Origin of the sequence: Isoptericola halotolerans, from assembly GCF_013149785.1 — a bacterium.
In the GTDB taxonomy this organism is placed as follows: Bacteria; Actinomycetota; Actinomycetes; order Actinomycetales; family Cellulomonadaceae; genus Isoptericola; species Isoptericola halotolerans.
The window spans coordinates 141,434-166,108 of record NZ_JABEZU010000005.1 but is presented as its reverse complement, the minus strand read 5'-3'; the positions used below and the strand labels follow the sequence as shown (position 1 = coordinate 166,108).

Annotated in this window: 29 protein-coding genes and 1 tRNA gene; 9 read left to right on the top strand and 21 right to left on the bottom strand. The window is 72.3% G+C overall.

Annotation, left to right across the window (positions count from 1 at the left end; all coding sequences use genetic code 11):
• The first annotated feature begins 13 nt into the window (after positions 1–13).
• Together HDG69_RS17705 and HDG69_RS17700 are read left to right on the top strand one after the other, a co-directional pair.
• On the top strand, positions 14–379 hold the full coding sequence (locus HDG69_RS17705) for a MerR family transcriptional regulator (RefSeq protein WP_171785151.1): 366 nt from the start codon (positions 14–16) through the stop codon (positions 377–379).
• A gap of 46 nt (positions 380–425) precedes the next feature.
• Positions 426–1,433 (top strand): zinc-binding dehydrogenase, encoded by a 1,008-nt coding sequence (locus tag HDG69_RS17700; RefSeq protein WP_171785150.1) that lies wholly within the window; start codon positions 426–428, stop codon positions 1,431–1,433.
• Positions 1,434–1,461: 28 nt separating this feature from the next.
• Here HDG69_RS17700 and HDG69_RS17695 read toward each other — a convergent pair whose 3' ends face one another.
• Positions 1,462–2,157, bottom strand: coding sequence for a hypothetical protein (locus tag HDG69_RS17695; protein ID WP_171785149.1), 696 nt, complete (start codon positions 2,155–2,157; stop codon positions 1,462–1,464).
• 110 nt (positions 2,158–2,267) lie between these two features.
• Between HDG69_RS17695 and HDG69_RS17690 the strand changes: the two genes are divergently transcribed.
• A complete protein-coding gene (locus tag HDG69_RS17690; protein ID WP_171785148.1) occupies positions 2,268–2,936 on the top strand; it encodes a pyridoxamine 5'-phosphate oxidase family protein in 669 nt (222 codons plus the stop codon).
• Positions 2,937–3,022: 86 nt separating this feature from the next.
• Complete coding sequence (gene mqo, locus HDG69_RS17685; RefSeq protein ID WP_171785147.1) at positions 3,023–4,606, top strand: malate dehydrogenase (quinone); 1,584 nt, start codon at positions 3,023–3,025, stop codon at positions 4,604–4,606.
• Between the two features lie 46 nt (positions 4,607–4,652).
• Here the strand turns inward: mqo and HDG69_RS19230 are convergent, their stop codons facing one another.
• From HDG69_RS19230 to HDG69_RS17670, 4 genes are read right to left on the bottom strand one after another with little or no spacing between them, the layout of a single operon-like run.
• A complete protein-coding gene (locus HDG69_RS19230) occupies positions 4,653–5,189 on the bottom strand; it encodes a ketopantoate reductase family protein (RefSeq protein ID WP_343036509.1) in 537 nt (178 codons plus the stop codon).
• On the bottom strand, positions 5,129–5,566 hold the full coding sequence (locus tag HDG69_RS19225; protein WP_246256766.1) for a ketopantoate reductase family protein: 438 nt from the start codon (positions 5,564–5,566) through the stop codon (positions 5,129–5,131). Before HDG69_RS19225 ends, HDG69_RS19230 begins: the two co-directional genes overlap by 61 nt.
• 32 nt (positions 5,567–5,598) lie before the next feature.
• Complete coding sequence (pntB, locus tag HDG69_RS17675; protein ID WP_171785146.1) at positions 5,599–7,002, bottom strand: Re/Si-specific NAD(P)(+) transhydrogenase subunit beta; 1,404 nt, start codon at positions 7,000–7,002, stop codon at positions 5,599–5,601.
• Positions 6,999–8,582 (bottom strand): Re/Si-specific NAD(P)(+) transhydrogenase subunit alpha, encoded by a 1,584-nt coding sequence (locus HDG69_RS17670; protein ID WP_171785145.1) that lies wholly within the window; start codon positions 8,580–8,582, stop codon positions 6,999–7,001. The genes pntB and HDG69_RS17670 overlap by 4 nt, the downstream gene beginning before the upstream one ends.
• Positions 8,583–8,737: 155 nt before the next feature.
• Here HDG69_RS17670 and HDG69_RS17665 point away from each other — a divergent pair, with 155 nt between their 5' ends.
• On the top strand, positions 8,738–9,067 hold the full coding sequence (locus tag HDG69_RS17665; protein WP_171785144.1) for a cupin domain-containing protein: 330 nt from the start codon (positions 8,738–8,740) through the stop codon (positions 9,065–9,067).
• Between the two features lie 37 nt (positions 9,068–9,104).
• On the opposite strand, the gene HDG69_RS17660 is transcribed toward HDG69_RS17665, so the two are convergent.
• Genes HDG69_RS17660 through HDG69_RS17650 form a run of 3 tightly spaced genes read right to left on the bottom strand, consistent with a single transcriptional unit; the run spans position 9,105 to position 12,986 of the window.
• A complete protein-coding gene (locus tag HDG69_RS17660) occupies positions 9,105–10,487 on the bottom strand; it encodes an aldehyde dehydrogenase family protein (RefSeq protein WP_171785143.1) in 1,383 nt (460 codons plus the stop codon).
• 10 nt (positions 10,488–10,497) lie between these two features.
• The gene (gene doeA, locus HDG69_RS17655; protein WP_171785142.1) at positions 10,498–11,721 is read right to left on the bottom strand and encodes an ectoine hydrolase; all 1,224 of its coding nucleotides are present in this window, start codon (positions 11,719–11,721) and stop codon (positions 10,498–10,500) included.
• Between the two features lie 20 nt (positions 11,722–11,741).
• On the bottom strand, positions 11,742–12,986 hold the full coding sequence (locus HDG69_RS17650) for an aspartate aminotransferase family protein (protein ID WP_171785141.1): 1,245 nt from the start codon (positions 12,984–12,986) through the stop codon (positions 11,742–11,744).
• 150 nt (positions 12,987–13,136) lie between these two features.
• On the opposite strand from HDG69_RS17650, the gene HDG69_RS17645 reads away from it, so the two are divergent.
• Positions 13,137–13,466 (top strand): nuclear transport factor 2 family protein, encoded by a 330-nt coding sequence (locus tag HDG69_RS17645; protein WP_171785140.1) that lies wholly within the window; start codon positions 13,137–13,139, stop codon positions 13,464–13,466.
• A 30-nt stretch (positions 13,467–13,496) separates the two neighbouring features.
• Here the strand turns inward: HDG69_RS17645 and HDG69_RS17640 are convergent, their stop codons facing one another.
• Positions 13,497–14,129, bottom strand: a complete 633-nt coding sequence (locus HDG69_RS17640; RefSeq protein ID WP_171785139.1) for a transcriptional regulator — start codon at positions 14,127–14,129, stop codon at positions 13,497–13,499.
• The gene (locus tag HDG69_RS17635; protein ID WP_171785138.1) at positions 14,126–14,521 is read right to left on the bottom strand and encodes an SANT/Myb-like DNA-binding domain-containing protein; all 396 of its coding nucleotides are present in this window, start codon (positions 14,519–14,521) and stop codon (positions 14,126–14,128) included. The genes HDG69_RS17640 and HDG69_RS17635 overlap by 4 nt, the downstream gene beginning before the upstream one ends.
• Before the next feature lie 54 nt (positions 14,522–14,575).
• Between HDG69_RS17635 and HDG69_RS17630 the strand changes: the two genes are divergently transcribed.
• Together HDG69_RS17630 and HDG69_RS17625 are read left to right on the top strand one after the other, a co-directional pair.
• The gene (locus tag HDG69_RS17630) at positions 14,576–15,727 is read left to right on the top strand and encodes a PEP/pyruvate-binding domain-containing protein (protein WP_171785137.1); all 1,152 of its coding nucleotides are present in this window, start codon (positions 14,576–14,578) and stop codon (positions 15,725–15,727) included.
• Between the two features lie 14 nt (positions 15,728–15,741).
• On the top strand, positions 15,742–16,344 hold the full coding sequence (locus tag HDG69_RS17625; RefSeq protein WP_171785136.1) for a histidine phosphatase family protein: 603 nt from the start codon (positions 15,742–15,744) through the stop codon (positions 16,342–16,344).
• A 77-nt stretch (positions 16,345–16,421) separates the two neighbouring features.
• Here HDG69_RS17625 and HDG69_RS17620 read toward each other — a convergent pair.
• The 4 genes from HDG69_RS17620 to HDG69_RS17605 form a co-directional block, all read right to left on the bottom strand.
• A tRNA-Ala gene (locus tag HDG69_RS17620) sits at positions 16,422–16,497 on the bottom strand.
• 78 nt (positions 16,498–16,575) lie between these two features.
• Complete coding sequence (locus tag HDG69_RS17615) at positions 16,576–17,262, bottom strand: histidine phosphatase family protein (protein ID WP_171785135.1); 687 nt, start codon at positions 17,260–17,262, stop codon at positions 16,576–16,578.
• Between the two features lie 7 nt (positions 17,263–17,269).
• On the bottom strand, positions 17,270–17,713 hold the full coding sequence (gene rsfS, locus HDG69_RS17610) for a ribosome silencing factor (protein ID WP_171785134.1): 444 nt from the start codon (positions 17,711–17,713) through the stop codon (positions 17,270–17,272).
• Positions 17,710–18,258, bottom strand: a complete 549-nt coding sequence (locus HDG69_RS17605; protein WP_171785133.1) for a hypothetical protein — start codon at positions 18,256–18,258, stop codon at positions 17,710–17,712. The genes rsfS and HDG69_RS17605 overlap by 4 nt, the downstream gene beginning before the upstream one ends.
• Before the next feature lie 25 nt (positions 18,259–18,283).
• Between HDG69_RS17605 and HDG69_RS17600 the strand changes: the two genes are divergently transcribed.
• A complete protein-coding gene (locus HDG69_RS17600) occupies positions 18,284–18,754 on the top strand; it encodes a hypothetical protein (protein WP_171785132.1) in 471 nt (156 codons plus the stop codon).
• Positions 18,755–18,826: 72 nt separating this feature from the next.
• Here the strand turns inward: HDG69_RS17600 and nadD are convergent, their stop codons facing one another.
• The 7 genes from nadD to rplU all read right to left on the bottom strand — a co-directional run bounded on the left by nadD (position 18,827) and on the right by rplU (position 24,464).
• On the bottom strand, positions 18,827–19,432 hold the full coding sequence (gene nadD, locus HDG69_RS17595) for a nicotinate-nucleotide adenylyltransferase (protein ID WP_171785131.1): 606 nt from the start codon (positions 19,430–19,432) through the stop codon (positions 18,827–18,829).
• A gap of 16 nt (positions 19,433–19,448) precedes the next feature.
• Positions 19,449–19,601, bottom strand: coding sequence for a hypothetical protein (locus HDG69_RS17590; RefSeq protein ID WP_171785130.1), 153 nt, complete (start codon positions 19,599–19,601; stop codon positions 19,449–19,451).
• A 57-nt stretch (positions 19,602–19,658) separates the two neighbouring features.
• Complete coding sequence (locus HDG69_RS17585) at positions 19,659–20,990, bottom strand: glutamate-5-semialdehyde dehydrogenase (protein ID WP_171785129.1); 1,332 nt, start codon at positions 20,988–20,990, stop codon at positions 19,659–19,661.
• Positions 20,991–21,000: 10 nt separating this feature from the next.
• Entirely contained in the window at positions 21,001–22,155 is a 1,155-nt protein-coding gene (gene proB / locus HDG69_RS17580) for a glutamate 5-kinase (RefSeq protein WP_171785128.1), read from the bottom strand.
• Positions 22,156–22,180: 25 nt separating this feature from the next.
• Positions 22,181–23,704 (bottom strand): GTPase ObgE, encoded by a 1,524-nt coding sequence (gene obgE / locus HDG69_RS17575; RefSeq protein WP_171785127.1) that lies wholly within the window; start codon positions 23,702–23,704, stop codon positions 22,181–22,183.
• Positions 23,705–23,828: 124 nt separating this feature from the next.
• Complete coding sequence (rpmA, locus tag HDG69_RS17570) at positions 23,829–24,083, bottom strand: 50S ribosomal protein L27 (protein WP_171785126.1); 255 nt, start codon at positions 24,081–24,083, stop codon at positions 23,829–23,831.
• Positions 24,084–24,155: 72 nt separating this feature from the next.
• Positions 24,156–24,464: a 50S ribosomal protein L21 gene (gene rplU / locus HDG69_RS17565; protein ID WP_171785125.1), complete on the bottom strand. Its 309-nt coding sequence runs from the start codon at positions 24,462–24,464 to the stop codon at positions 24,156–24,158.
• Positions 24,465–24,675 lie beyond the last annotated feature (211 nt).

Here is a 24,675-nt window from a genome sequence, read left to right as displayed (position 1 = left end):
GTTGCCGTCTGGCATGAGGATCGGTGAGGCATCGAGGGCCAGCGGCGTCAGCGTCAGATCGCTGCGCTTCTACGAAGGCGAAGGACTGATCGTCCCGGGCCGTTGCAGCAACGGGTACCGCGACTACTGCCCCTCCACCCTCGAGCGGGTCCGGGTGATCCGCTCCTTGCTGGCGTCAGGCCTGTCCGTGAGGCTGATCATGACGCTCTTGTCGCGCCCCGGAGACGATCCCGGGGTCGATCCGGAGCTGCCGTCCGCCGAGTTCCTCGCGGAGGTTCGACGCTATCGCGATCGGCTCGACGACCGCATCACCGCGCTCGTCGCCCGGCGGTCGGCACTCGAGGGCTTCCTCGCACGGGCTCGCGACGGCCGCCGATGACATCGGCTTGACCTTCACGTACGAGGGAGGGTTCTACGGTGCGGGCATGACGACCGAGAACGACACGATGCGAGCCCTCGTCCAACGATCGCGCGGCGGACCGAGCGGCCTCACCCTCCAGGACGACTACCCGCGACCGACCGCCCCCGGCCCGGGCGACTACCTGGTCCGCGTGGAGGCAGCCGGGGTCAACTTTGCGGACGTGATGCAGAGCCGAGGGACCTACGGGGGCGGGCCCGAGGTTCCCTATGTGGCGGGCTTCGAGGCGGCCGGCGAGATCATCGCCGCCGGGGTCGACGTCGAGGACCCCCACCCGGTAGGGACACACGTCATAGGAGCCGGGCGTGGGGCGTTCGCCGAGCACATGACGATGCCTGCCGCGGCGGGAGTGCTCCCGGTACCGTCGGGCTGGAGCGACGCCGAGGCTCTGGGTCTGGTGCTGAACTGGGCGACCGCACTGGCGGCACTCAGGCCCCTGGGCGAGATCGCGCACGGTGACGTCGTCCTCATCCACGCGGCGGCAGGTGGCGTGGGACAGGCCGCTGTCAGAATCGCCCGCCACTACGGTGCGCAGGTGATCGCCACCGCCTCACCGGCGAAGCACGGCATCGTCCGATCGCTCGGTGTGGACACCGTCCTCGATGCCGACCGCCCCGACCTGGCGGCGGAGATCATCCGCCGGAGCGGAGGTGTTGATCTGGTCCTCGAGTCCGTCGGGAAGAAGACCTTCGCGACGAGCCTGTCTGTCACCAAGCCCTTCACCGGACGCATCGTGGTCCTCGGTGCCGCGTCCGGAGAAGCGAGCCTCACCACCCATGACCTGGTGTTCTCCCACCCGGTGCAGATCAAGGGGCTCCACCTCGGTGCCCTGGCCGACGCAGCACGTCCCGTCTTCCGGGGTCTGCTGGACGAGATCCAGGAACTCATCGATCAGGGTGTCTACGCCCCCTGCACTCCACACGTCCATCCCCTCCACGAAGGTCCCACGGTGCTCCGGGCGGTCGCATCAGGTACGACGCACGGCAAGCACGCCCTCGACCCCTGGTGGTGCTGAGGCCGGACGGTCTTGGAGCCCGAGCCGCTCAGCAGGACGCCGCGACGTCGGTGCGGTAGGCCAGCGCCCAGCACAGGACGCCGACATCCTGGCGGATGCCGTCCACGGCACCCCGGAGGTCGCCGATCTCCTGGCGCACGGCGTCGATGTCGGTGTCGGTGGTGGCGTCCTGGTCGGCCCGCAGGTCGTTGCGCACGCTCGCGAGGTCGGTGCGCACGGTGCCGAGGCCGTCCTGCAGGTTCGACTCCAGGCTGTCGATCCCGTTCGACACCTCGAGCAGCCGGGTCTGCAGGTCGGCCATGCCGGTGGTCCCCTCGGCGGGGAGCCCGGTCCAGGCCTCGACGCTCTCGAGCCGTCCGGCCAGCGCGTCGACCGTCTCCGTGTCGGGACCGGCCTCCAGCGCGGCGCGCAGCTGCGCGGACTCGGCCTGCGCCGACTCCGCCTGGGCCAGCGCGACCTCCACCTCCCCGGCGAGCTTGCGGTTCGCGGACCAGACCAGCGCCACACCGAGCGAGGCGACGAGGGCGAGCACCAGCGCGGCGGCGAGCAGCGCGACCTGGGTGCGACGACCGTCGAGGCGCTCCACCAGCCCCGTGCTCCTCGTCGCCGGCTCCGGCGGGAACATCGACGCGACGGACACGAGCTGGCCGGTGCCCGGCCTGCGGGCGATCCGGCCGCCGTCGGGAGTGGAGCGGGCCGGCTGCGCACCGGGCTCGAACGTCATCGCGGTCCTCCTGAGGCCAGGGGCGGGTCGCTGACATCCTTCCGCCACCGGGCCGAGGTCACAAGCGGTCCGCTAGCGTCGCAGGACCACCCGATCGACGAGGAGGACCTGTGACCGGCTTCCGCGAGCGCCTGCGCGCGCTGCCCGTGCTCCCTGACGGCCTGACGGCCTGGGACGTCGAGGATCTCGACGACCTCCCCGCGACGCCGCACGCGCTCTTCGAGAGCTGGTTCGAGGAGACGGTCGCCGCCGGGGCGACCGGTCCGCACGCGATGACCCTGTCGACGTCGGACGGGCGCGGAGCGGTGCACGCCCGCACGGTGATCCTCAAGGACCTGACCCCTGAGGGCTGGTGGTTCGCGGGGCACGCCACGAGCCCCAAGGGCGTCGACCTGGCGTCCGACCCCCGCGCCGCCCTGACCTTCCTCTGGCGGGAGACGGGTCGGCAGGTGCGCGTCACCGGCACCGCGGTCTCGGACCCCGACGCCGGGGCGGCGGACTTCCGCGCCCGGCCCGACGCCTCGCGCGCGGCCGGACTGGTGGGCCGCCAGAGCGAGACGCTCGCCGCCGTGGGCGAGCATCGTGCCGCGTGGGCCGACGCCCTCGACCGGGTCCGCGCCGACCCCGAGCTCGTCGCCCCGACCTGGACCGCCTGGTGCCTGCGCCCGCGCGACGTGGAGTTCTGGGGCTCCGGCGCCGGGACCGGCCAGACGCGGGTCCGGTACTGCCGACCGGACACGAGCGGTCGGCGGTGGACCAAGGAGTTCCTGTGGCCCTGATGTGACCCACATCACTGCAGGTCAGGAGCCTGTGACCTTGCTCTCATTCTTTGTGACACTTTTCACCAGCGTCGTAGCATGATCTGGTGACTACGCGCGCAACGGCCTCCAGCAACGGCTCCACCGACGCCGTCGACGTCGTCCTCATCGGCGGTGGCATCATGAGCGCCACTCTCGGCACGCTCATCCAGCAGGTCGAGCCGACGTGGTCGATCCGCATCATCGAGCGCCTCGACGACGTCGCGCTCGAGTCGTCCAACCCGTGGAACAACGCCGGCACCGGACATGCCGCCCTGTGCGAGCTCAACTACACCCCGGAGAAGCCCGACGGCACCGTCGACATCTCCAAGGCGGTGTCGATCAACGAGCAGTTCCAGACGTCGCGCGAGCTCTGGCACCACCTGCTCGCCACGGGCCGCCTCGCGGACTCGTCCTTCGTCAGCCGCACTCCCCACATGACCTTCGTCCGGGGCGCGAAGAACGTCGACTACCTGCGCCGCCGGCACAGCACGCTCAGCGCGCACCCGCTCTTCCGCGACCTCGAGTTCTCCACGGACCGCACCGAGATCAACCGCTGGGCGCCGTTGCTCACGACCGAGCGCGACACCGAGGAGCCGATCGCCGCCACCCGCTCCGTCGCCGGCACCGACGTCGACTTCGGCAACCTGACCCGTCAGCTCGTCGACGGGCTGGTGGCAGGTGGCGCAGAGCTGCAGCTCCAGCACGAGGTCAGGTCGCTCAAGCGCACCCGCGACGGCGGCTGGCGCCTGCGTGTCAAGGACCGCTCGTGGAACGCACCCCAGCGGATGTCGACCCTCAAGGCCCGCTTCGTGTTCGTCGGCGCGGGCGGGGGCGCCCTGCCGCTGCTCCAGTCGGCCGGCATCCCCGAGATCAAGGGCTTCGGCGGCTTCCCGATCTCCGGCGAGTTCCTGCGCACCGACAACCCGGAGATCGTCGCCCAGCACCAGGCCAAGGTCTACGGCAAGGCCGACGTCGGTGCCCCGCCGATGTCCGTGCCGCACCTGGACACCCGCGTCGTTGACGGCAAGAGCTACCTGATGTTCGGGCCCTACGCAGGGTTCAGCCCCAAGTACCTCAAGAAGGGCAAGTACCTGGGCCTCGTCACCTCGCTGCGAGCGCACAACCTCACCTCGATGCTCGGCGCGGGCCTGAAGAACCTCGACCTCACGCAGTACCTCGTCGGCCAGGTCGTCGCCGCACCCGAGACCAAGTTCCACGCGCTGCAGCAGTTCATGCCCACCGCGCACCCCAAGGACTGGGAGACGATCACCGCGGGCCAGCGCGTCCAGGTGATCAAGCGCGACGCCGACGGCAAGGGCGTCCTGCAGTTCGGTACCGAGATCGTCTCGGCCGCCGACGGCTCGATCGCCGGGTTGCTCGGCGCCTCCCCCGGTGCGTCCACGGCCGTCTCGGCGATGGTGGACCTGCTCGACCGGTGCTTCCCGGACCGGTTCGCCACGTGGCGTCCCCAGCTCGCCGCGATGATGCCGAGCCTGGACGGTGTCCCGGCCGACGCCCGCGAGATCGAGACCACCTCCGACGCCGCCACGGAGCTCTCCGCGACACAGGTCGCCGCGGCGCAGCACCAGACGGTCGACGGCGTCCTGCCGGCCAGCGTCTACGAGTCTCAGGCCGACAGCCGCATCTGAGCCGCTCCTGACCCGAGCCGTACCCGGCCTGAACCTCTCGCGGGGCTCAGGCCACCTCGGCCCGCAGCCGCGCGACGATCGCGTCGACCACCGGCGTGGCGAGACCGTGCGCCGCACCGCGCCGGGACACCGCCCCGCCGATCGCGTCGAGCTCTCCGAGGTGCCCGGCCGCCAGGTCCGCCTGCAGCGACGACCGCATCGTGGGCGGGAAGCCGCTCAGGATCGCCCGCAGGTCCTCCGCCGACGTCGGGACACCCTCGGCCGTCGTGACCGCCGCGACCTCGGTCAGCACGCCGTCGGCCAGAGCGGGGTCGGCAGCCAGGCCCGCCCCGATCCCGCTGCGGTGCGCGGAGGTGAGCAGGGCCAGCGGAGCCAGGAACCGCAGCTTGGACCACAGGACCTCCGCCTCCGTGCCACCGGTGACCAGGTCGATGTCGGTGTCACCCAGCGCCCGCACCACGCCCAGGTCCGCGGCGTCGTCGGGCACCGTGATGCGCAGCAGGTCGCCCCGATGGCGCACGGTCATCGCGCCGTGGTCGCCGGCTGCCGTGCGCAGCGTCTCCCCCGCGTAGGAGGCCGCCACGAGGCGGGTCTCCCGGCCGGCATCGCCTCGCGCAGCGCGGCCATGTGCTCCACGCCGTTGAGCAGCGAGACGACCTCGCGGGGCGCCGCGGCCGCGATCTGGGCCGTGACGTCGGCGACCCCCTCGGCCTTGACCGCCACGATCACGCGGGCGCCGTGCGGGACCCCTGTCGTCGCCCGCAACGGGGCGTGCCACGACCCGCAGCGGTCCGTGACGATCTCCAGGCCGTGGTCGGCGACACGTCGGGCGGTACCCTCGCGTCCGACCAGGACGACGTCGTGCCGCGCCCGCTGCAGGAAGGCCGCGACCAGACCGCCCACGGCACCGGGCCCGACGACGGCGATCAGCGGGTTGCGGGGGTCGTCCACACCAGGCATGCGCCGATGGTAGCCCGTCGCCTCGCGGGGGCTCAGAGAGACGTGATGATCCTGTCCACCTGCTCCTTCGCGTCGCCGAACACCATCGCGGTGTTCTCCCGGAAGAACAGCGGGTTCTGCACGCCCGCGTACCCGGTAGCCATGGACCGCTTGAAGACGACGACCTCGCGCGCCTTCCACACCTCCAGCACCGGCATGCCCGCGATCGGTGAGGCAGGGTCGTCCTGGGCGGCCGGGTTCACGGTGTCGTTGGCCCCGATCACCAGCACGACGTCGGTGTCGGGGAGGTCGGCGTTGATCTCGTCCATGCCGAGGACGACGTCGTAGGGCACCTTGGCCTCGGCGAGCAGCACGTTCATGTGGCCCGGCAGGCGGCCGGCCACCGGGTGCACCCCGAACCGGACCTGGACGCCCCGGGACCGGAGCTTCTCGGTGAGGTCCGCGACCGGGTACTGGGCCTTGGCCACCGCCATCCCGTACCCCGGCACGATCACGACCGACGACGCCGCCGTGAGCTGCGCGGCGACCTCCGCCGCGAACGTCTCCCGGTGCTCCCCCGCGGGCCCGGCGTCGACGGCACCCGGCGTGGTGCCGTACCCCCCGAGGATCACCGAGACGAACGACCGGTTCATCGCGCGGCACATGATGTACGACAGGATCGCTCCGGAGGAGCCGACCAGCGCGCCGGTGATGATGAGCAGGTCGTTGCCCAGCATGAAGCCCGCCGCGGCCGCCGCCCAGCCGGAGTAGGAGTTGAGCATCGAGACGACGACGGGCATGTCGCCACCACCGATCGACGCGACCAGGTGCCAGCCCAGCACGAGCGCCACGACCGCGACGAGCACCAGGGCGGTCAGTGCCGTGGCCTCCGACCCGGCAGCGGTGGCCGTCAGGAACCACGCGAGCAGGGCTGCCGACGCCACCACGAGGCCGAGGTTGATCAGGTTGCGACCGGGCAGGCGCAGCGGCGCCGACCGCATCCGCGCGGACAGCTTGAGGTTCGCGACGACGGAACCGGTGAACGTCACCGCCCCGATCAGCACCCCGAGGAACACCTCCACCAGGTGCACCGTGCCGGAACGCGGAGCCGACAGGTACGACCCGAACCCGACGAGCACGGCGGCCAGACCGACGAACGAGTGCAGGAGCGCGATGAGCTCCGGCATCTGCGTCATCTCGACCCTGCGCACCCGCCAGGTGCCGATCGTCGCGCCGACGACGAGCACGCCGAGGATCAGGGCCGCCGTCACCTGCCACGGACGCTGCGACTGCACGAGCGCCAGGGCCACGGTCGCGACGAGCGCGAGTGCCATGCCGATGATGCCCAGCACGTTGCCGCGCCGGGCGGACTCCTGCCGCGAGAGGCCGGCGAGCGAGGCGATGAACAGCACCGCCGCGACCACGTAGGTGGCCTGCACGGCCGACAGCGCCGTCACCGGGCCACCTCCGTCGCCGTGGGGGCACCGGCCGGCGCACCCTTGCGGAACATACGGATCATGCGGTTCGCGACGAGGAAGCCACCGAAGACGTTGATCGACGCCAGCGTGGCCGCGGCGACCGCCAGGGACGTGACCACCCAGTCGTCGACCCCGATCTGCAGCAGCGCGCCGACCAGGATGATGCCGCTGATCGCGTTGGTCTGTGCCATCAGGGGCGTGTGGAGGGCGTGGGTGACCGCGGAGATGACGTAGAAGCCCACCACCACCGCCAGGGCGAACACCGTGAAGTGGCCGATCGTGTCCGGGGGCGAGGCGGCGACCGCCAGACCGACGAGCACGGCGGCCGCGGCGGCCAGCAGGCCGTTGCGCCGTGACCGGGACCGGTGCGCGGCGGCCTGCTCGGCAGGGCTCGGGCCGACGGGCTCCGGCGCGGGGGCGGGCGGGGACGGTGCGGCCGACACCGGCACCGGCGGCGGGGGCCAGAGCACCTCACCGTCGCGAGTGAGGGTCATCGCCCGCACGACGACGTCGTCGAGGTCGACCACGAGACGACCGTCCTTCGCCGGCGTCATCAGGGAGACGAGGTTGACGACGTTCGTCCCGAACAGCTGGGAGGTGTGCTGCGGCATCCGCCCGGGCAGGTCGGTGTAGCCGAGCACCACGACCCCGTTGTCGCTCACCACACGCTCACCCGGCACGGTGAGCTCGCAGTTGCCGCCGCCCGTGGCCGCGAGGTCCACGACCACCGACCCGGGGCGCATCGCGGCGACCATCTCGGTGGTGATCGTGGTCGGTGCCGCACCGCGGACCAGAGCGGTCGTGACGACCACGTCGGCCGCTGCGGACTCGGCGGCGTAGGTGCGCAGGGCCGCCGACTCCTGGTCGGCCGTCAGCGCCCGCGCGTACCCGTCGGCGCTGACCTCCTGGGCGGCGCCCTGCCCCGCCACCGCCACGGCGCCGAGGGACTCGATCTGCTCGGCGGCCTCGGGGCGGACGTCGAACGCCCGGACCTGGGCTCCCATCGACGACGCCGTCCCGATCGCGGCGAGGCCCGCCACCCCGGCCCCGATGACGAAGACCGTGGCAGGCGGCGTCGTCCCGGCCGCCGTGACCTGGCCGGTGAACATGCCGCCGAACTCCTCGGCCGCCTCCACCACCGCACGGTACCCGGCCACGTTGGACTGGGCGGAGAGCACGTCGAGCGCCTGGGCCCGGGAGATCCGGGGGACGGCGTCCAGCGCGAGCGCGGTCACCCGGCACGCGGCCAACGCCTCGATCCGCTCCGGCCGTGCGGCCGGGGCGAGCTGGGAGACCAGGACCGCCCCCGGGCGGAGCAGCTCGAGCTCGTCCGACGGCGGGTTGACGCAGGTGACGACGTCAGCGGCCCAGACCTGCTCGCGCCCGGCCAGTCGTGCGCCCGCCTCGACGTACGCCACGTTCGGCAGGTTGGCCCGCTCGCCGGCACCGTCCTCGACGACGACGTCGTAGCCGAGTGCGACGAGCTGGCGGACGGTGGCGGGGGTGCCGGCGACGAGCCGCTCACCGGGGCGCGGCTCACGCGGGATACCGATCTGCACGGGGCTCGGACCTCCTTCGGTCGAAACCCCTGCAACCTACCCGCTGCCCGGGCCGGGGACGAGGACCTCCGGGTGGACGAGACGCGGTCTCGGTCGCGCTGCCGTGTCGCACCGAAGGCCGATAGCATCCAAGAGCGACGACGAACGGAGCGAACATGTCGAACCTCGAGGCCCTGACCGCGGTCCACCTGGCGAAGGCGCGCGCCGCCGAGAACGGGCGCAGCGCCGAGGTGCTGGTGCACGACGGCACGCTGCGGCAGTCGGTGCTCGCCCTCGTCGCCGGCACCGAGCTCGGCGAGCACAACGCGCCTCCGGCGGCCTCGATGCTCGCGCTGCAGGGCCGGCTGCGCGTCACGGTGGCCGACGGGCACGAGGAGATCTCGGCCGGCGAGCTCCGCATGCTCACGCACGACCGGCACGCGGTGCTCGCCCTCGAGGACTCCGTGTTCCTGCTGACCACCGTCACGAGCGTGCCCAAGCCCTGAGAGCTCGTGCGCCCGGGGCCAGACACCCGGACGGCGCTCAGCCCCGGCGAGGGCCCACCCACACCTGCTGGGCGTTGACGAACTCCCGGATCCCGTGCGGTCCGAGCTCCCGACCGTACCCGGATCCCTTGATCCCCCCGCTGGGGAGGCGCGGGTCGGTCTTGACGATGCCGTTGACCGCCACCTGGCCCGCCGCGATGCGGGACGCCATCGCCTCGCCGCGCTCCGACGTCGACCACACCGAGGCGGCGAGACCGTAGTCGGTGTCGTTCGCCATCGCGAGCGCCGCCTCGTCGTCGGCTGCCTCCATGACGACCATCACCGGTCCGAAGGTCTCCTCGCGGCACGCGGTCATCGTCTCCGTGACGTCGGCGAGCAGCGTGACCGGGTAGTAGTAGCCCGGCCCGTCCGGGAGCTCGCCGCCCAGCAGGAGCCGAGCGCCCGCCTCGACCGTCTCGGACACCTGCCGGTGCAGCCCGTCGCGCAGGTCGGCGCGCGCGATCGGGCCGACGTCGGTGCTCTCGGCACGGGGGTCACCGAGGGTCAGCTTCTCCAGCCGCAGGCGCAGACGCTCGACGAGCTCGTCGTAGACCGACGACTCGACGATGATGCGCTTGGCGGCGATGCACGACTGCCCGGCGTTGATGATCCGGGACAGCGTGATGGTGTCGGCCGCGGCGTCCAGGTCGGCGTCGGCCAGCACGAGGCAGGGGTCGGAGCCACCGAGCTCCAGGACCGTCGGCTTGATCTCCCCGGCCGCGACGCTCGCGACGGCGGCGCCCCCCTTCGCCGACCCCGTGAAGGAGACCGCGTCGATGCGGCGGTCCCGGATGACGTCGGCGACCGCCGGGGTCTCCAGCGGGAGGTCGGCGAACACCCCGGCGGGCGCGCCGGCCGCCTCCAGCTCGGCAGCCACCACCTCGGCAAAGGCTCGGGCGCACCCGGGCACGTGGGGGTCGTGCTTCATCACGCAGGTGTTGCCCGCCATGAGTGCCGGCGCGGCGAACCGCGCCGCCAGCCAGAAGGGCGCGTTCCAGGGCAGCACGCCCAGCACGGTGCCCAGCGGCAGGTGCTGGACGTAGCTGTGGGTGGCGTCCGACTCGATCGTCTCCGGTGCGAGGTACTGCGCTCCGTGGTCGGCGTAGTGCTCGAAGCACCAGGCCGCCTTCTCCACCTCGCCCCGGGCCTCGCGGATCGGCTTGCCCATCTCCTCGGTCATCACCGGGGCGAGCTCCTCGACCTGGGCGCGCAGGCGGGCTGCCACCGCTCGCAGCACCTCGCCGCGCCCGTCGAGCCCGCGGGCGGCCCACGCGCTCCGGGCGGCCTCGGCGGCGGCCAGCACGGCCTCCGTCCTGGCGGCATCCGCGGGCGGGACCTCGCGGACGACCTCGCCGGTGCTGGGGTCGATCACAGTGAGCATGGTGCTCCTCTCAGGCGACTTCGGGACGGATCGGTGTGGCGCCCTCCTGCGGCACCGCACCCGTGGAGGACTCCGAGGTGACGGTGAAGTCCTTGTCGAGGGTGAAGAAGGACTCGCAGCCGTCCGCCGTGACGTGGACGGTGTCGGAGATGCCGACGGTCTTGTCGCCGTCCACCCCCCACATCCACGGCAGGATGTGGAACGTCATCCCCTCGCGCAGGATCGCGGGGTTGCCCTGGTTGAGGCTGACGATGTAGCCCTCGTCCCAGCTCGGCGGGAAGGCGATGCCGATGGAGTAGCCCGACCGCGTGACCAACCGGGCACCCACCCGGTTCTCGCTGATGATGCTGCGCACGATGTTGTCGGCGTCGGACACGGTCAGCCCGGGGCGGATCGCAGCCTCCACCTCGCTGAGCGCCAGCTTCATCCGCTCCTGCGCCTCGAACATGGAGTCGGACAGGTCGTCGAGGACGGCGGTACGCATCATCGCCGTGTGGTAGCGGCGGAAGCACCCGCCGACCTCCAGGAAGACGTGCTCGCCCGGCTGGACCGTGCGCCCCTCCCAGGTGGCGTGCCCGATCATGCTGCGGGGCCCCGAGGTGACGTACGGCATGACGGCCGGGAACTCGCCGCCGGCGCGGAACATGGCCGAGCTGATCTCCGCGGCGATCTCGTTCTCCGTCACCCCGGGCGCGCACGCCTCGAGCCCGGCCCGCATCCCCGCCTCGGTCGCCTGGGCGGCCTTGCGCATGATGTCGATCTCGACGGGCGACTTGCACACCCGCCCCTCCTCGACGATGCCGAAGCAGTCGAGCAGGCGTCCCTCGGTGAACGACGCGTGGATGTAGTCCTGGTGGTAGGCCGGGAAGTAGTAGCTGTTGCGCTCGTACCCGACCTCCTTGGTGTGCAGCCCGAACTCCCGCATCGCCTGGACGAGCCCCTGGATCGCGTCACCGGTGTCGGGGTACGGCCGGGTCTTCTCCACCCAGGTGCGGGCGTGGACGTTCGACTCCTCCATCGCACGCGTGATCATGAACGGTTCGCCGTCCAGCGGGACGACCAGCGCCTGGAAGAACGAGTACCCCGTGGTCTGGTAGTCCGTGAGGTACATGAGGTTCTCCGGGTCGGTGATCACCACCGCGTCGAGCAGCCGGTCGGCCATCCGTCGGCGCAGCTCGCCCACGCGCCTCTCGTACTCCTCGAACGGGAACGTCATGTCGTCGCGTGGGTTCATCCCGGGCTCCTGTCGGTCGGTCAGATGGCGCGTCGCACGGCCTTGTCAAGGATCTGCAGGCCCTCGTCGAGGTCCTCGTCAGGGATCGTCAGCGGCGGGATCAGCTTGAGCACCCGTCCGCCCGAGCCGCAGGCACCGATGAGCAGGCCGTTGCTGAAGCAGTCGGCGACGACCGCCTTGGCCACGGCCCCGTCGACGACGTCGAGTCCCTGGACCATGCCGCGTCCGCGCACGCTGACACCGCCGCCGACGTCGTCGGCGATCGCTCGCAGGGCGGAGACCATCCGCTCACCCTTCGCGGCGACCTCGTCCATGAGCACGTCGTCGTCGAAGTAGGCCAGTGCTTCCCGCCCGGCCACGAAGGACAGACCCTGCCCCCGGAACGTGCCGGTGTGCTCGCCGGGCGACCAGTGCGCGTCGTGCTCGGGCTTGTTGAGGTTCATCGCCAGCGGCGTACCGAACCCGCCGATGCCCTTGGCCAGGCAGACGATGTCCGGGTCCAGCCCCATGCCGTCGAAGCTGAAGTAGCTGCCGGTACGGCCGCACCCGACCTGGATGTCGTCGATGATGAACAGCGCCCCGACCTCGTGCGCCAGGTCCTGGACCGCCCGCAGCCACTCGGCGCTCGCGACATGGACGCCGCCCTCGGCCTGGATGGTCTCGACGAGGAACGCCGCCGGCGGCACGAAGCCGCTGGACGCGTCGAGCAGCAGGGCCCGGAAGTCGGCGACCGCCTGGACCCCTCCCCCGGGCGCCGTGTCGAAGGGCAGCCGTACCACGTGGTCCAGCGGCACTCCCGCCGCGTTGCGGAAGTAGTCGTTGGCGGTCGCCGCGAGCGCGCCGAGGGTCATCCCGTGGAAACCGTTCGTGAAGGCCACCACGTCGCGGCGGCCCGTGACGCGCCGGGCGAGCTTGAGGGCCGCTTCCACGGCGTTGGTGCCCGTCGGGCCCATGAACTGCATCTTCATGGTCATGTCGCGCGGTGCCAGGACGGTCTCGACGAACTTCTCCATGAAGTCCCGCTTGGTCGTGGTCGCCATGTCCAGGCTGTGCGCCACGCCGTCGGACTCGAGGAACTCGATCATCGCGCGCTTCATGCGCTGGTTGTTGTGGCCGAAGTTCAGGACGCCCGCACCGGCGAAGAAGTCGACATAGCTGCGCCCGGCCTCATCGACCTGCCGGGCGTTCGATGCCGACGCGAAGACCGTCGGGTACGTGCGGCTGTAACCGCGGATCTCGGATTCCCACTTCTCGAACGCCTCCATCAACCACTTCTACGTGTCCCCCCGAGGGCTGTCAACAGATACCGACAAGGGTTTACCGCGGTGACATGTGCGGAGAACCGCGAGCGACAGGTGCGGTCCGCCGTCGGGCGGTAGCGTCGGGACGACATCCAGCGGCACCAGGAGGCCACCATGCCCGATCTGCAGATCCCCGCTCCCGTGGCGTCGTTCGTCGACGCCGTCAACCGGCACGACGAGGCAGGCTTTCTCGACGCCTTCACCACCGACGGCGTGGTGGACGACTGGGGGCGCCTCTTCGCCGGTCGCGAGGCGATCAAGGAATGGAGCGACAAGGAGTTCATCGGCGCCCGTGGCACCCTCACGCCGGAGGAGGTGACCGTCGACGGCGGCAGCGTCACGGTCGTCGGCGACTGGCGCAGCAACCACGCCAACGGTCGCAGCAGCTTCGCCTTCGACCTCGACGGCGACAGCATCACCCGGATGACGATCCGCGAAGGCTGACCGACCCGTGTCGGGTCGACCGGACGCAGCTCAGGTCTCGTCCCGGCGGTCGATGCCCAGCGTGGCGAGCAGGTCCTCGTGCAGCTGGGACCAGACGCGGTGGCAGGAGTCGACACCGCTGCCGTCGACCCACTCGCTCCGGCCGGACTGCGCACGACGCAGCGCCGCCGCGAAACGGACGTCGTAGCCGCCGAACCGCTCGAGCACGCCGGCCAGGCGCTGGACCAACGGCGCCAGGGCGGTCGCGAGGGCTGCGAGCTCGCCCAGGACACGACCGTCCCGCTCGGGGTCGGTGTGATCGTTGGGCACCCACCGGCCGGAGCCGGTGGGCCTGAGCTGCCAGTCGGTGCAGGCCTGCAGCAGCCGCGCGTTGAGCGGGAGGAACTCGCGGTGACCGGCCGCGATCACTCCGTGGAGGTCGGCGTCGACGCGCTCACGAGCGAGCAGCCGCTCGTTCTCGGCCTTGCCGGCCTGGGTCAGCGACCAGCCGTCGAGGTCGGCGAAGGAGGTGTGCTGGACCCAGCCGCGGAGGGCCGCGCCATGCAGCTCCCGGGCCGTGTCCTCGAGGTCGAGGCCGGCACGGTCGGCGACCTCGAGGAGATCGGCGAAGCCGAGCAGGCGCACCGCATGCAGCACCGGCAGCACCGTCGGCGGAGCGCTCACGAGCGTTCGCCGTGCCGGGCGGTGAGCCGCGTGAAGTGCTGCTGGCAGGCCTGGGGGGACCTGTAGCCCATCGCGTCGGCGATCTGTGCCCACGTCAGCCCCGCGCTGCGCGCCGTGAAGAGCAGCCCGCTCTCGAGACCGTCGACCTCCGCCCGGGCGGCAGGTAGCAACGTGAGCGCACCGAGCAGGTCCTCGGTCTCCAGGTCGGACGACCGCCACAGGGCCAGCTGCACCAGTTCCACGGCGGCCGGCGGCAGAGGGTGCGGCCTCCACGGACGGGGCTCGAGGCGCCCGGTCGCCAGGGCGGAGAGCCGCTCCTGCGCACGGTGCTCCCGGCGAGCCTGCCGCTGGTCGGCGTCCGGCTCGTGGTCGAGGTCGTCCTTGCGTTCCATGCGTGACATCCTGCAGAATCAACAAATTATTGTCAACGGATTGTTGAACCGGTCATGCTCACCACACTGGCGCACGCCGACGCCTCGACGTGCGGCCACAAGGCCGCCGCACTGGCCACGCTGCTCCGTGCGGGCCTGCCCGTGCCGGACGGGTTCGTCGTGCCTCTCGCAGCACACCGAGCCGCTGGGGCCGGCGACGATCCGCTGGTCCATGACGCTCTGCGCAGGGACGTCGCCCGACGCCTCGCGACGATGGGTGACCCGTTCCTCGCCGTCCGATCATCGGCGACCGACGAAGACGCCCCGGGCACGTCCGCCGCCGGCCGGTACACGACCGTCCTCGCCGTCCGGGGAGCGCCGGCGGTCATGGACGCGATCCGCACCTGCTGGGCGTCCGCAGCCTCCGGTCGCGCCGCTCAGGACGACACCGCCATGGCGGTGCTGGTGCAGCGTCTGGTCGACGCCGACACCTCAGGCGTGATGTTCACCCCCACGCACACCGGCGGCAGCACCCGGATCGAGGCGTCCTGGGGTCTGGGTCCGAGCACGGTCGGCGGGACGGTCACCCCGGACACCTACCTGGTGGCGCCCGACGGCGCCGTCCGCCGCGCCCTCGGCAGCAAGGCGACACGCGTGGACAGGGACCGGCACGTCGGCGGCCTCACGGCGCAGGCCGTCCCCCCGGCCCACCGGGCCACCCCCACCCTCGACGACGGCACCGCCCGCGAGCTCACCGAGCTCGGTCACCAGGTCGCGGCCGAGCTCGGCCGACCTCAGGACGTCGAGTGGGCGCTCGCGGGCCGCACGCTCCGGCTGCTCCAGGCCAGACCGATCACCGCGCCGCTGCCCTCGTGGCGCATCACCGTCCCCGACGCGCCGGGCCTGCTCCTGGCCGGTACGCCCGGCTCCCACGGGACGGCCTCCGGGACGGCCCGCGTGCTGCACGGTCCGTCCGACATCCCCCGGGTGCGCCCCGGAGACATCGTGGTCTGCCGCGACACCGACCCGGCGTGGACGCCCCTGTTCCGCGTCGCGGCGGGCATCGTCACCGAGGTCGGCGGAGCGCTCAGCCACGCCGCGATCGTGGCACGCGAGCAGGGCCTCCCTGCTGCCCTGGGGGTCCGCGGCGCCACCACCGCGATCCTCGACGGGAGCCCTGTCACCGTCGACGGCACGGCGGGCACGGTCCGCCTCGCGCCGTCCTGACCCCTGGGAGACCCATGGCGACCCGATTTCTCTACCTCGCGCGGCACGGTCACGCCGATCCCTTCGGAGAGCTCACCGACGTCGGCCGCGAGCAGGCCCGCCTTCTCGGCAGCAGGCTCGCGCACCTGCCCGTCGACGCCGTCTGGCACTCACCGCTTCCCCGCGCGGCCACCAGCGCCCAGGAGATCGCCGCACGGCTCGGACCCGGCGTCGAGGTGGCCGAGGCTCCAGAGCTGGTCGACCACGTCCCCGACGTCCCGGCGGACGACGAGATGCCGCCGGCGTGGAGGCCGTTCTTCGACGGGTTCGACGCCGCCGAGGCCGCTGCGGGCCGACAGGTCTCGCGATCGCTGACCCGCCGCTTCGCCGTCGGGACCGCCGGGCCAGGAGACGCCCACGAGGTCCTCGTCACCCATGCCTACCCGATCGCCTGGCTGGTCCGCGACGCGCTCGGCTCCCCCACGCAACGGTGGCTCGGCCTCGAGAGCGCCAACACGGCGCTGACCGTCATCGAGCACCGCCCGGGTCAGCCGGCCGGTCTGGTGATGTTCAACGACCAGAGCCACCTGCCCGCGGCGCTGCGGTGGACCGGGTTCCCACGCGCGCCCCGGCCCTGAGGACCGCACGTGGGGGCGGTTCTGAGAACGACGAAGGCCCCGCCTCTCGGCAGGGCCTTCGTCGTTCATGATCCTTCTGGTGGAGCTGAGGGGACTCGAACCCCTGACCCTCTGCATGCCATGCAGATGCGCTACCAGCTGCGCCACAGCCCCGTGAACCTGACGCGGACGCCGGATTCGGGTGGTTCGTGCACTTCCTGGGGGCTTGCGCCCCTTGGGAACGGAGATATCTTAGGCAGACTTCGGCTCTGGCTCCAAATCCGCGTGCGGGCCTGCCTGCCAGCGGTCCAGCGGGTAGCCGGCCCCCACGTTGTGCGCCACGAGACGCCACCCCGGGACCGCTCCCGGAGCGGATCGGTGCAGGTGGGACCAGTGCACGTTGTGCATGCCGGAGATGCCTCGCCAGCCGGCGGCGTCCAGACCGAGCAGGCCGGTGATGGCCAACGAGATCGCTGCGCCGTGCGAGACGACCACGAGACTCTCGTCACCCTGGAGCCGCTCCGCGTGCTCGAGCACCGCCTCGACCATGCGAGCCGCCACCTCGACCTTGGTCTCCGCACCGATGCCCTGCGGCTCGCCGCCACGGCGCCACTCGTCGCGCTCGGCGGGCCAGCCGGCCGCCATCTCGTCGGCCGTGAGCCCTTCCCAGTCGCCGAACGACCGCTCGCGCAGCCGGACGTCGACCTCGACCGGTGCCCCGACGAGCCGCGCGTACGCGCCCGCGGTGTCCACGGCACGCACCAGGTCCGAGGAGACGATGCGCGTCGCCCGGTGGGAGGCCAGGAGTGCTGACGCACCCTCGGCGGCCTGCCACCTGCCCACCTCGTCCAACGGGATGTCGATCTGCCCCTGCAGACGCAGTGCCGCGTTGTACGCGGTTCGTCCGTGGCGCAGCAGCACGATGGTCCCAGCCGTCATGTCCGGGTCACACCCCGCCGGAGAGGTGGATCGTGCCGTCGGGCGAGGAACCGCCGAACTCCGCGCGGGCAGCCGCCCCGTCGCCGCCCCGGGCGTCCTCGGGCAGCACGACCTCGGGGCAGTCCTTCCAGAGACGCTCGAGCGCGTAGTAGACGCGGTCCTCGGCGTGCTGCACGTGGACGACCACGTCGCCGAAGTCGAGCAGCACCCACCGTCCCTCGGCCTTGCCCTCCCGGCGGATCGCCTTCGCGCCCGCGGCGAGCATCGCCTCCTCGACGGCGTCGACGACGGCGACGACCTGACGCTCGTTCGTCCCGGAGGCGATGAGGAAGACGTCGGTGAGGACGAGCTGCTCGCTGACGTCCAGCGCGATGATCTCCTGCGCCTTGCGGTCCGAGGCAGCGCGCGCGGCGACGACCGCCAGCTCGACCGCGCGGTCCGTGGCCGTCATCGCGCCCTCCCCTCGTGGGGCGTCACGACGGAGACGGACGCCTCCTCGGTCCCGAAGCTCTCGTCGTCCGGTCCGTCCAGCAAGACGTTCCACAGCAGCAGGCCGAGGACGAACGCCACGACCACGAGCACGATGTAGTGCAGCCAGGTGTACGACGGCTCCGGCTCGTCCCACTCCTCGTCCTCGTCCACGTCGTCAGCGAGATCGACCCGCGCGGGCTGCCCGTGGCCGACCACCGACGCGAAGGGTGACGCGGCGGAGTCCTGCACCGGTGCCTGCGGTGCGCCGACCGGTTCGGCGGCCGAGCGCGAGCTCGCGGCGGCCGGGCCCGGCGTGCCCCAGGGCAACGGCGGTGCCACCGCGGTCGCGTCCGGGTCCGGCGCCGACGGGCCGGCCGGGGCCGGCGTGCCGGGCCACGCCGGCGCACCCCGGGACGGCATGGGCGCGGCCGGCGCCGGCGTCGCCGGCGACCTCGTCGGAGCCGGGGCGCCCGAGCCGTAGGCGGAGCGCCGGCTGGGGGTAGCGCCGTCGAACGGGTTCGGCACGGGCTCGGCACCTGCCGGCGCGGGCGTGGTCGCACGGGAGGGTGGCCCGCCGAACGGCGAGCGCGGCCCCTGGTCCGTGGGACCCGCGGAGGGGCGCGGTGCGTCCGGCGCGCTCGTCGCCGACGGGGCGAAGGGCGACGGCGACCGCATCGAGGTGCGGGTCGGGGTCCTCGTGGGCGACGACGGTGCCGGGGCCGGAGCCGGTGCCGACGGAGCTGCGCCGCCGTCACCGGGTCGGCGCACGGGCGCGAGCCTGCCGGTCTCGTCGAGCCCTCGCACACCGCCGGAGGTCGACGGCGGACGGACGGTCGGTGCCGGGGCGGACGCCGCGCTCGCCGTCGGCGCCTGCTGCTCGCGCAACGACCGGCGCGACGGCGGCGCACCGGCGCCCGTGCCGGGGGGTGCGGGCGGCGGCGAGGATGCGCTGGGCACGCCACGACCGAAGGCGGCCGGGCCGGCACCGGGCACCGGTGCCGAGCCGCCCGGGGCGGACTGACGGGCGGCCGCCTCGGCAGCCGCCTGCTCGCGCTCGCGGATCTCCCGACGTGTCAGCGGCCGGGACGTGTTGTCACTCATCGAGACCTCGATACAGACCGTGCTTGGCGATGTACTGGACGACGCCGTCCGGCACCAGGTACCAGACCGGCTGACCCGCTTCCGCGCGCCGGCGGCAGTCCGTGGACGAGATCGCGAGCGCGGGCACCTCGAGCGTCGTGACACCCTCCGGAGGCAGGCCTTCGACGGTGAGCCGGTGGCCAGGCCGGGTGACGGCCACGAAATGAGCCATCTCCCACAGCGACCCCGTGTCCTTCCACGTCAACAGCTGTTCGATCGCGTCCGCGCCCGTGATGAAGTACAGGTCGGCGTCCGGACGATCCTGACGCAGATCGCGCAGCGTGTCGACCGTGTAGGTCAGACCCGGCCGGTCGATGTCCACCCGACTCACCGTGAACCGGGGGTTGGACGCCGTGGCGATGACCGTCATGAGGTAGCGGTGCTCGGCCGGGGACACCTGGGTGTCCTGCTTGAAGCTGGGCTTGCCGGTCGGGACGAAGACGACCTCGTCGAGATCGAGCAACGCCGCCACCTCGCTCGCCGCCACGAGGTGACCGTGGTGGATGGGGTCGAAGGTCCCGCCCATCACCCCGATGCGGGGACGACGCTGCTGGCTCACCGTTCGGCGGGCCGCGTCAGTGCTTGTTGCTGGCGTTGCGGAAGGCGAACGTCGCCAGGAGCGCGACGACGAAGCCACCGAAGGACAGCACGCCGAGCATGATCGGCGAGATCCCGGTCGACGCGTGCGCGGCAGCCTCCTCGGCTACCTGGACGGCGGTGTGCAGCACGGTGGCTCCTCAGGGGTGGTCGGGTCAGGTCGGGGCACAGTCTCTCACGACGGGCGCTCAGGGCCGTACGTGGCCGTCACCGTGCACCACCCACTTGGTCGTGGTCAGCTCGGCCAGCCCCATCGGCCCCCGCGCGTGCAGCTTCTGGGTCGAGATGCCGATCTCCGCGCCCATCCCCAGCTGGCCGCCGTCGGTGAACCTCGTCGAGGCGTTCACCATCACCGCTGCCGAGTCGACCTCGGCCACGAACCGCTCGGACGCGGCCAGGTCCTGGGTGACGATCGCCTCGGTGTGTCCGGAGCTCCAGGTGCGGATGTGGTCGATCGCCTCGTCCAACGACCCGACCACCCGTACGGCGAGCTCGGCCGCGAGGTACTCCGTGGCCCAGTCGTCGTCGGCGGCCGGGGTGATCTCGACGCTCTCCGGGGCATGGGCACGCGTGCCCTCGTCACCGTGCAGCACGACGCCGGCTCCGCCGAGCGCGGCGAGCGCCGCCGGCAGGAACGCCTCGGCGACGTCGACGTGCACCAGCAGCGTCTCGGCGGCGTTGCAGACGCCGACGCGCTGGGTCTTGGCGTTCATGACGATCTCGACCGCCGTCGGGACGTCGGCGGTGGCGTCGACGTAGACGTGCACGTTGCCCGTCCCTGTCTCGATGACCGGCACGGTCGACTGCTCCACGACCGTCCGGATCAGGTCCGCCCCACCGCGGGGCACCAGCAGGTCGACGAGGCCACGGGCCTGCATCAGGGCGACGCCGCCAGGCCGTCCGAACCGGTCGATGGACTGCACGAGATCACCGGGAAGTCCGCGGTCCTCCAGCGCACGGCGCATCACGTCCACGATCACGGTGTTGGACGACGACGCCGCGCTCCCACCCCTCAGGATGACCGCGTTGCCGGACTTCAGCGCCAGGCCGGCCGCGTCGACGGTCACGTTCGGTCGCGCCTCGTAGATCATGCCGACCACGCCCATCGGTACGCGCAGCTGGCGCACCCGCAGGCCGTTGGGCAGCGTGCTGCCGCGCACCACCTCGCCGACCGGGTCGGGCAGCGCCGCGAGCTCGCGCAGCGCGTCGGCGATCGCGCCCACGCGCTCCCGGGTGAGGGTGAGGCGGTCGAGGAGACCGTCGCTCATGCCGCCCTCCCGGCCACGGGCCACGTCGTCGGCGTTCGCTGCCACGATCTCGGCCGACGACGCGACGAGGGCGTCGGCGACCGCGTGCAGCGCGGCGTCCTTCGTCGCACGGTTGGCCGTGGCCAGCGCACGCGAGGCGGTCTGGGCGCGCCGGGCGACGTCCTGGACCGCCACCGCGACCTCGGCGTCCGGCTGCGGTCGCTGCACGGTGCCGGGTGTCCTGGGAGGCGTGGGATCGAACGTCGTGGTCATGCCCTCGAGACTACGTCGCCGAGCCGGACGACGACAGGCCGTTCCGTCCTTCGAGCACGAGGTCGTCGCGGTGCACCACCTCGCGGTCGTACCCCTCACCGAGGTCCGCACGCAGCTCGTACGTGGAGCGCCCGAGCAGCGGCGGGAGCTCGGCGGCGTCGTAGGCCACGAGCCCTCGGGCGACGACGGTGCCGTCTGGGGCGACGAGCTCGACCGGGTCACCCGCGTCGAACTGCCCCTCGACCCGGGTGATCCCGGCAGGCAGCAAGGACGCCCGTCCGCCGAGCACCGCCCGGGCCGCCCCGGCGTCCAGGTGCAGGCGCCCCGCCGCACGGGCCGCGTGGGCGATCCAGAGCCGGCGCGCCGTCGTCCGCTTGCCACCCGCGGCGAAGAACGTGCCGACGTCCCCGCCGGCCAGCGCCGTGGCGACGTGCCCGGCCGCGGTCAGGACGACGGGGACACCGGCCTCCGTCGCGATCCGCACCGACTCCAGCTTGGTGACCATCCCCCCGGTCCCGACGCTGCTCCCCCGGGCCGTGACCTCGACGCCGGCGACGTCGGCGAGGTCCGCCACGTACGAGATCCGCCGGGCACCGGGCCGGCTGGGCGGGGCGTCGTGCAGACCGTCGACGTCCGTCAGCAGCACCATGGCGTCGGCCCGCACCAGGTGCGATACCAGAGCGGCGAGCCGGTCGTTGTCGCCGAAGCGGAGCTCGTCGATCGTGACCGCGTCGTTCTCGTTGACGACCGGCACCACCCCGAGTGCGAGCAGCTTCTCCAGGGACCGCTGCGCGTTGCGGTAGCGGACCCGGCGCACGGTGTCCTCCGCCGTCAGCAACGCCTGCCCCACCCGTAGCCCGTGCACGGCGAAGGCCTCGCTGTACCGGGCCACCAGCTCGCCCTGTCCGAGCATGGCGCAGGCCTGCATCGTCGCGAGGTCTCGCGGCCGCGCAGTCAGCCCCGCCGGGCCGATGCCCGCGGCGATGGCGCCGGAGGTGACCAGCACCACCTCCTGACCCAGCGACCGGCGCTCGGCCAGCACGTCCACGAGGGCACCCAGCGCGGCCACGTCGAGGTGGCCGTCCGGTCGGGTCAGGGACGACGACCCGATCTTGACGACGAGGCGCCGGGCGGCAGGCAGGGCGGAGCGAGAAGTCGCGTTCACGAGGCCATCATGGCCGCAACGGGAGTCAGTCGTCGCTGGGGTCCGCCCAGTGACCCGACTCGCGCTCGGTCCACAGCTCCTCGCGGGCCGCAGCCTTGGCGTCCATCCGCTCGCTGTGCTCCTGGCGCCTACTCGCACGCGTCGGCCGCGAGGGCTCGTCGAAGCGCAGGTCGGTCCCCCGGGCGCCGAGCAGCTCGGCACCGGTGCTCATGGTGGGCTCCCAGTCGAAGACGACGGCGTCACGGTCGTCGCCGATCCGCACCTCGTCGCCCGCGACGGCACCGGCCTTGAGGAGCCGGTCCTCGACGCCGAGCTTGGCCAGCCGGTCGGCGAGGAAGCCGACCGCCTCGTCGTTGTTGAAGTCGGTCTGGCGCACCCACCGCCACGGCTTGCGGCCCTCGACGAGGAAGTAGTCGCGCCCCGTGGACCCGTCGGTGCGCCGCGTGACCGTGAACCCGGCGTCGTCGACGGCCCTCGGCCTCAGGACGACGCGGGCCGGCTCGGGCGGCGGCGCCGCGGCCCTGGCCTGAGCCACGATGTCGCCGAGCGCGAAGGTCAGGGGGCGCAGGCCCTCGTGCGAGGCGGTGGAGATCTCGTAGACCGGCAGGCCGCGAGCCTCCAGGTCCGGTCGCACGAAGTCCGCGAGCTCGCGCGCCTCGGGCACGTCGATCTTGTTGAGCACGACGAGCTGCGGACGCTCGGTCAGCGGGACCCGTCCACCCTCGATCCCCAGGTCGCCCGCGTAGGCGGCGAGCTCGGCCTCGAGCGCCTCCAGGTCGCTGATCGGGTCGCGCCCCGGCTCCAGCGTGGCGCAGTCGAGCACGTGCACGATGACCGCGGTGCGCTCGACGTGCCGCAGGAACTCCAGCCCCAGCCCCTTGCCCTTGCTGGCGCCCGGGATGAGTCCGGGGACGTCGGCGATCGTGTACCGGGTGTCGCCCGCCTGCACGACGCCGAGGTTCGGCACCAGTGTGGTGAACGGGTAGTCCGCGATCTTCGGCCGGGCTGCGGACACCGCGGCGATCAACGACGACTTGCCGGCGCTCGGGAAGCCGACGAGCGCGACGTCGGCGATCGACTTGAGCTCGAGGACGACGTCGCGTTCCTCGCCGGGCTCGCCGAGGAGCGCGAAGCCGGGCGCCTTGCGCTTCGGTGAGGCCAGGGCACGGTTGCCCAGACCTCCGCGACCGCCCTCGGCGATGACGTACTCCGTGCCGTCGCCGACCAGGTCCGCCAGCACGTTGCCGTCACGGTCCTTGACGACGGTCCCGTCCGGGACGCGCAGGACCAGGTCGTCGCCCTTGGCGCCGTCCTTGTCGTCACCCAGGCCCGGGCCGCCCTTCGGCGCCCGGCGGTGCGGCGAGTGGTGGTACTCCAGCAGCGTGGTGGTCTGGGCGTCCACGACGAGCCGGACGCTGCCGCCGTCACCGCCGTTGCCGCCGTCCGGACCGCCGAGCGGCTTGAACTTCTCACGGTGCACGGACGCGACACCGTGCCCGCCGTCACCGCCGGAGGCGTGCAGCACCACTCGATCGACGAAGCTGGCCATGGGTAGATCCTCTCAGCGGCAAGCGGGGAACAGCACGAGGGGCGCACCCGAGTCGGTGCGCCCCTCGTGGGAAGTGCGGCAGCGGTTCGCTGCGCGGCGGTACCAGGCGGTCAGATCGGTATCGTCAGCCAGCGGCGACGATGTCGACGACCTTGCGGCCACGACGCGTCGCGAAGGCGACCTCGCCGGCGGCCAGGGCGAAGAGGGTGTCGTCCCCGCCGCGCCCGACGTTCTCACCGGGGTGGAAGTGGGTACCGCGCTGGCGGACGATGATCTCGCCGGCGCCGACGACCTGGCCGCCGTAGCGCTTCACACCGAGCGACTTCGCGTTCGAGTCACGACCGTTGCGCGAGGAGCTCGCGCCCTTCTTGTGTGCCATGTCAGTCCTGCTTTCTGAGAGTACGAAGAGAGTACGAAGAGGGTGGGACCTGGCGGCCGGAGCCGCCGGAGGTCACTTGATGCCGGTGACCTTCAGGCGGGTCAGCTGCTGACGGTGACCCTGGCGCTTCTTGTAACCGGTCTTGTTCTTGTACTTCTGGATGGAGATCTTCGGACCCTTGACGTCCCGGACGACCTCGGCGGTGACCTTGACCTTCGCGAGCTTCTCCGCGTCGGTGGTCACCTTCTCCCCGTCCACGAGCAGGATCGCGGTCAGCTCGACGGAGTCGCCGGCCGAAGCCCCGACCCGGTCCATGACGACGATGTCCCCCACGGACACCTTCTCCTGACGGCCACCGGCCTTGACGATCGCGTACACCATGCTGTGCTCATCTCTCCTGGTCTTGGCGTGCTCGCCCGACGTCGGTCACCGGCTTGATCTGGGACTCGGACCGCCGCAGCGGTCGAGTGCGGTGCGCCGAGGGCACACGGGACAGGCGCACTGAGAGCGCGCCGACGCACCACTCTACGCGACGCCACCTGCTGCGATCAACTGGCGCACACCGCTCCAGGACGTGACCTGCGGCACGGCC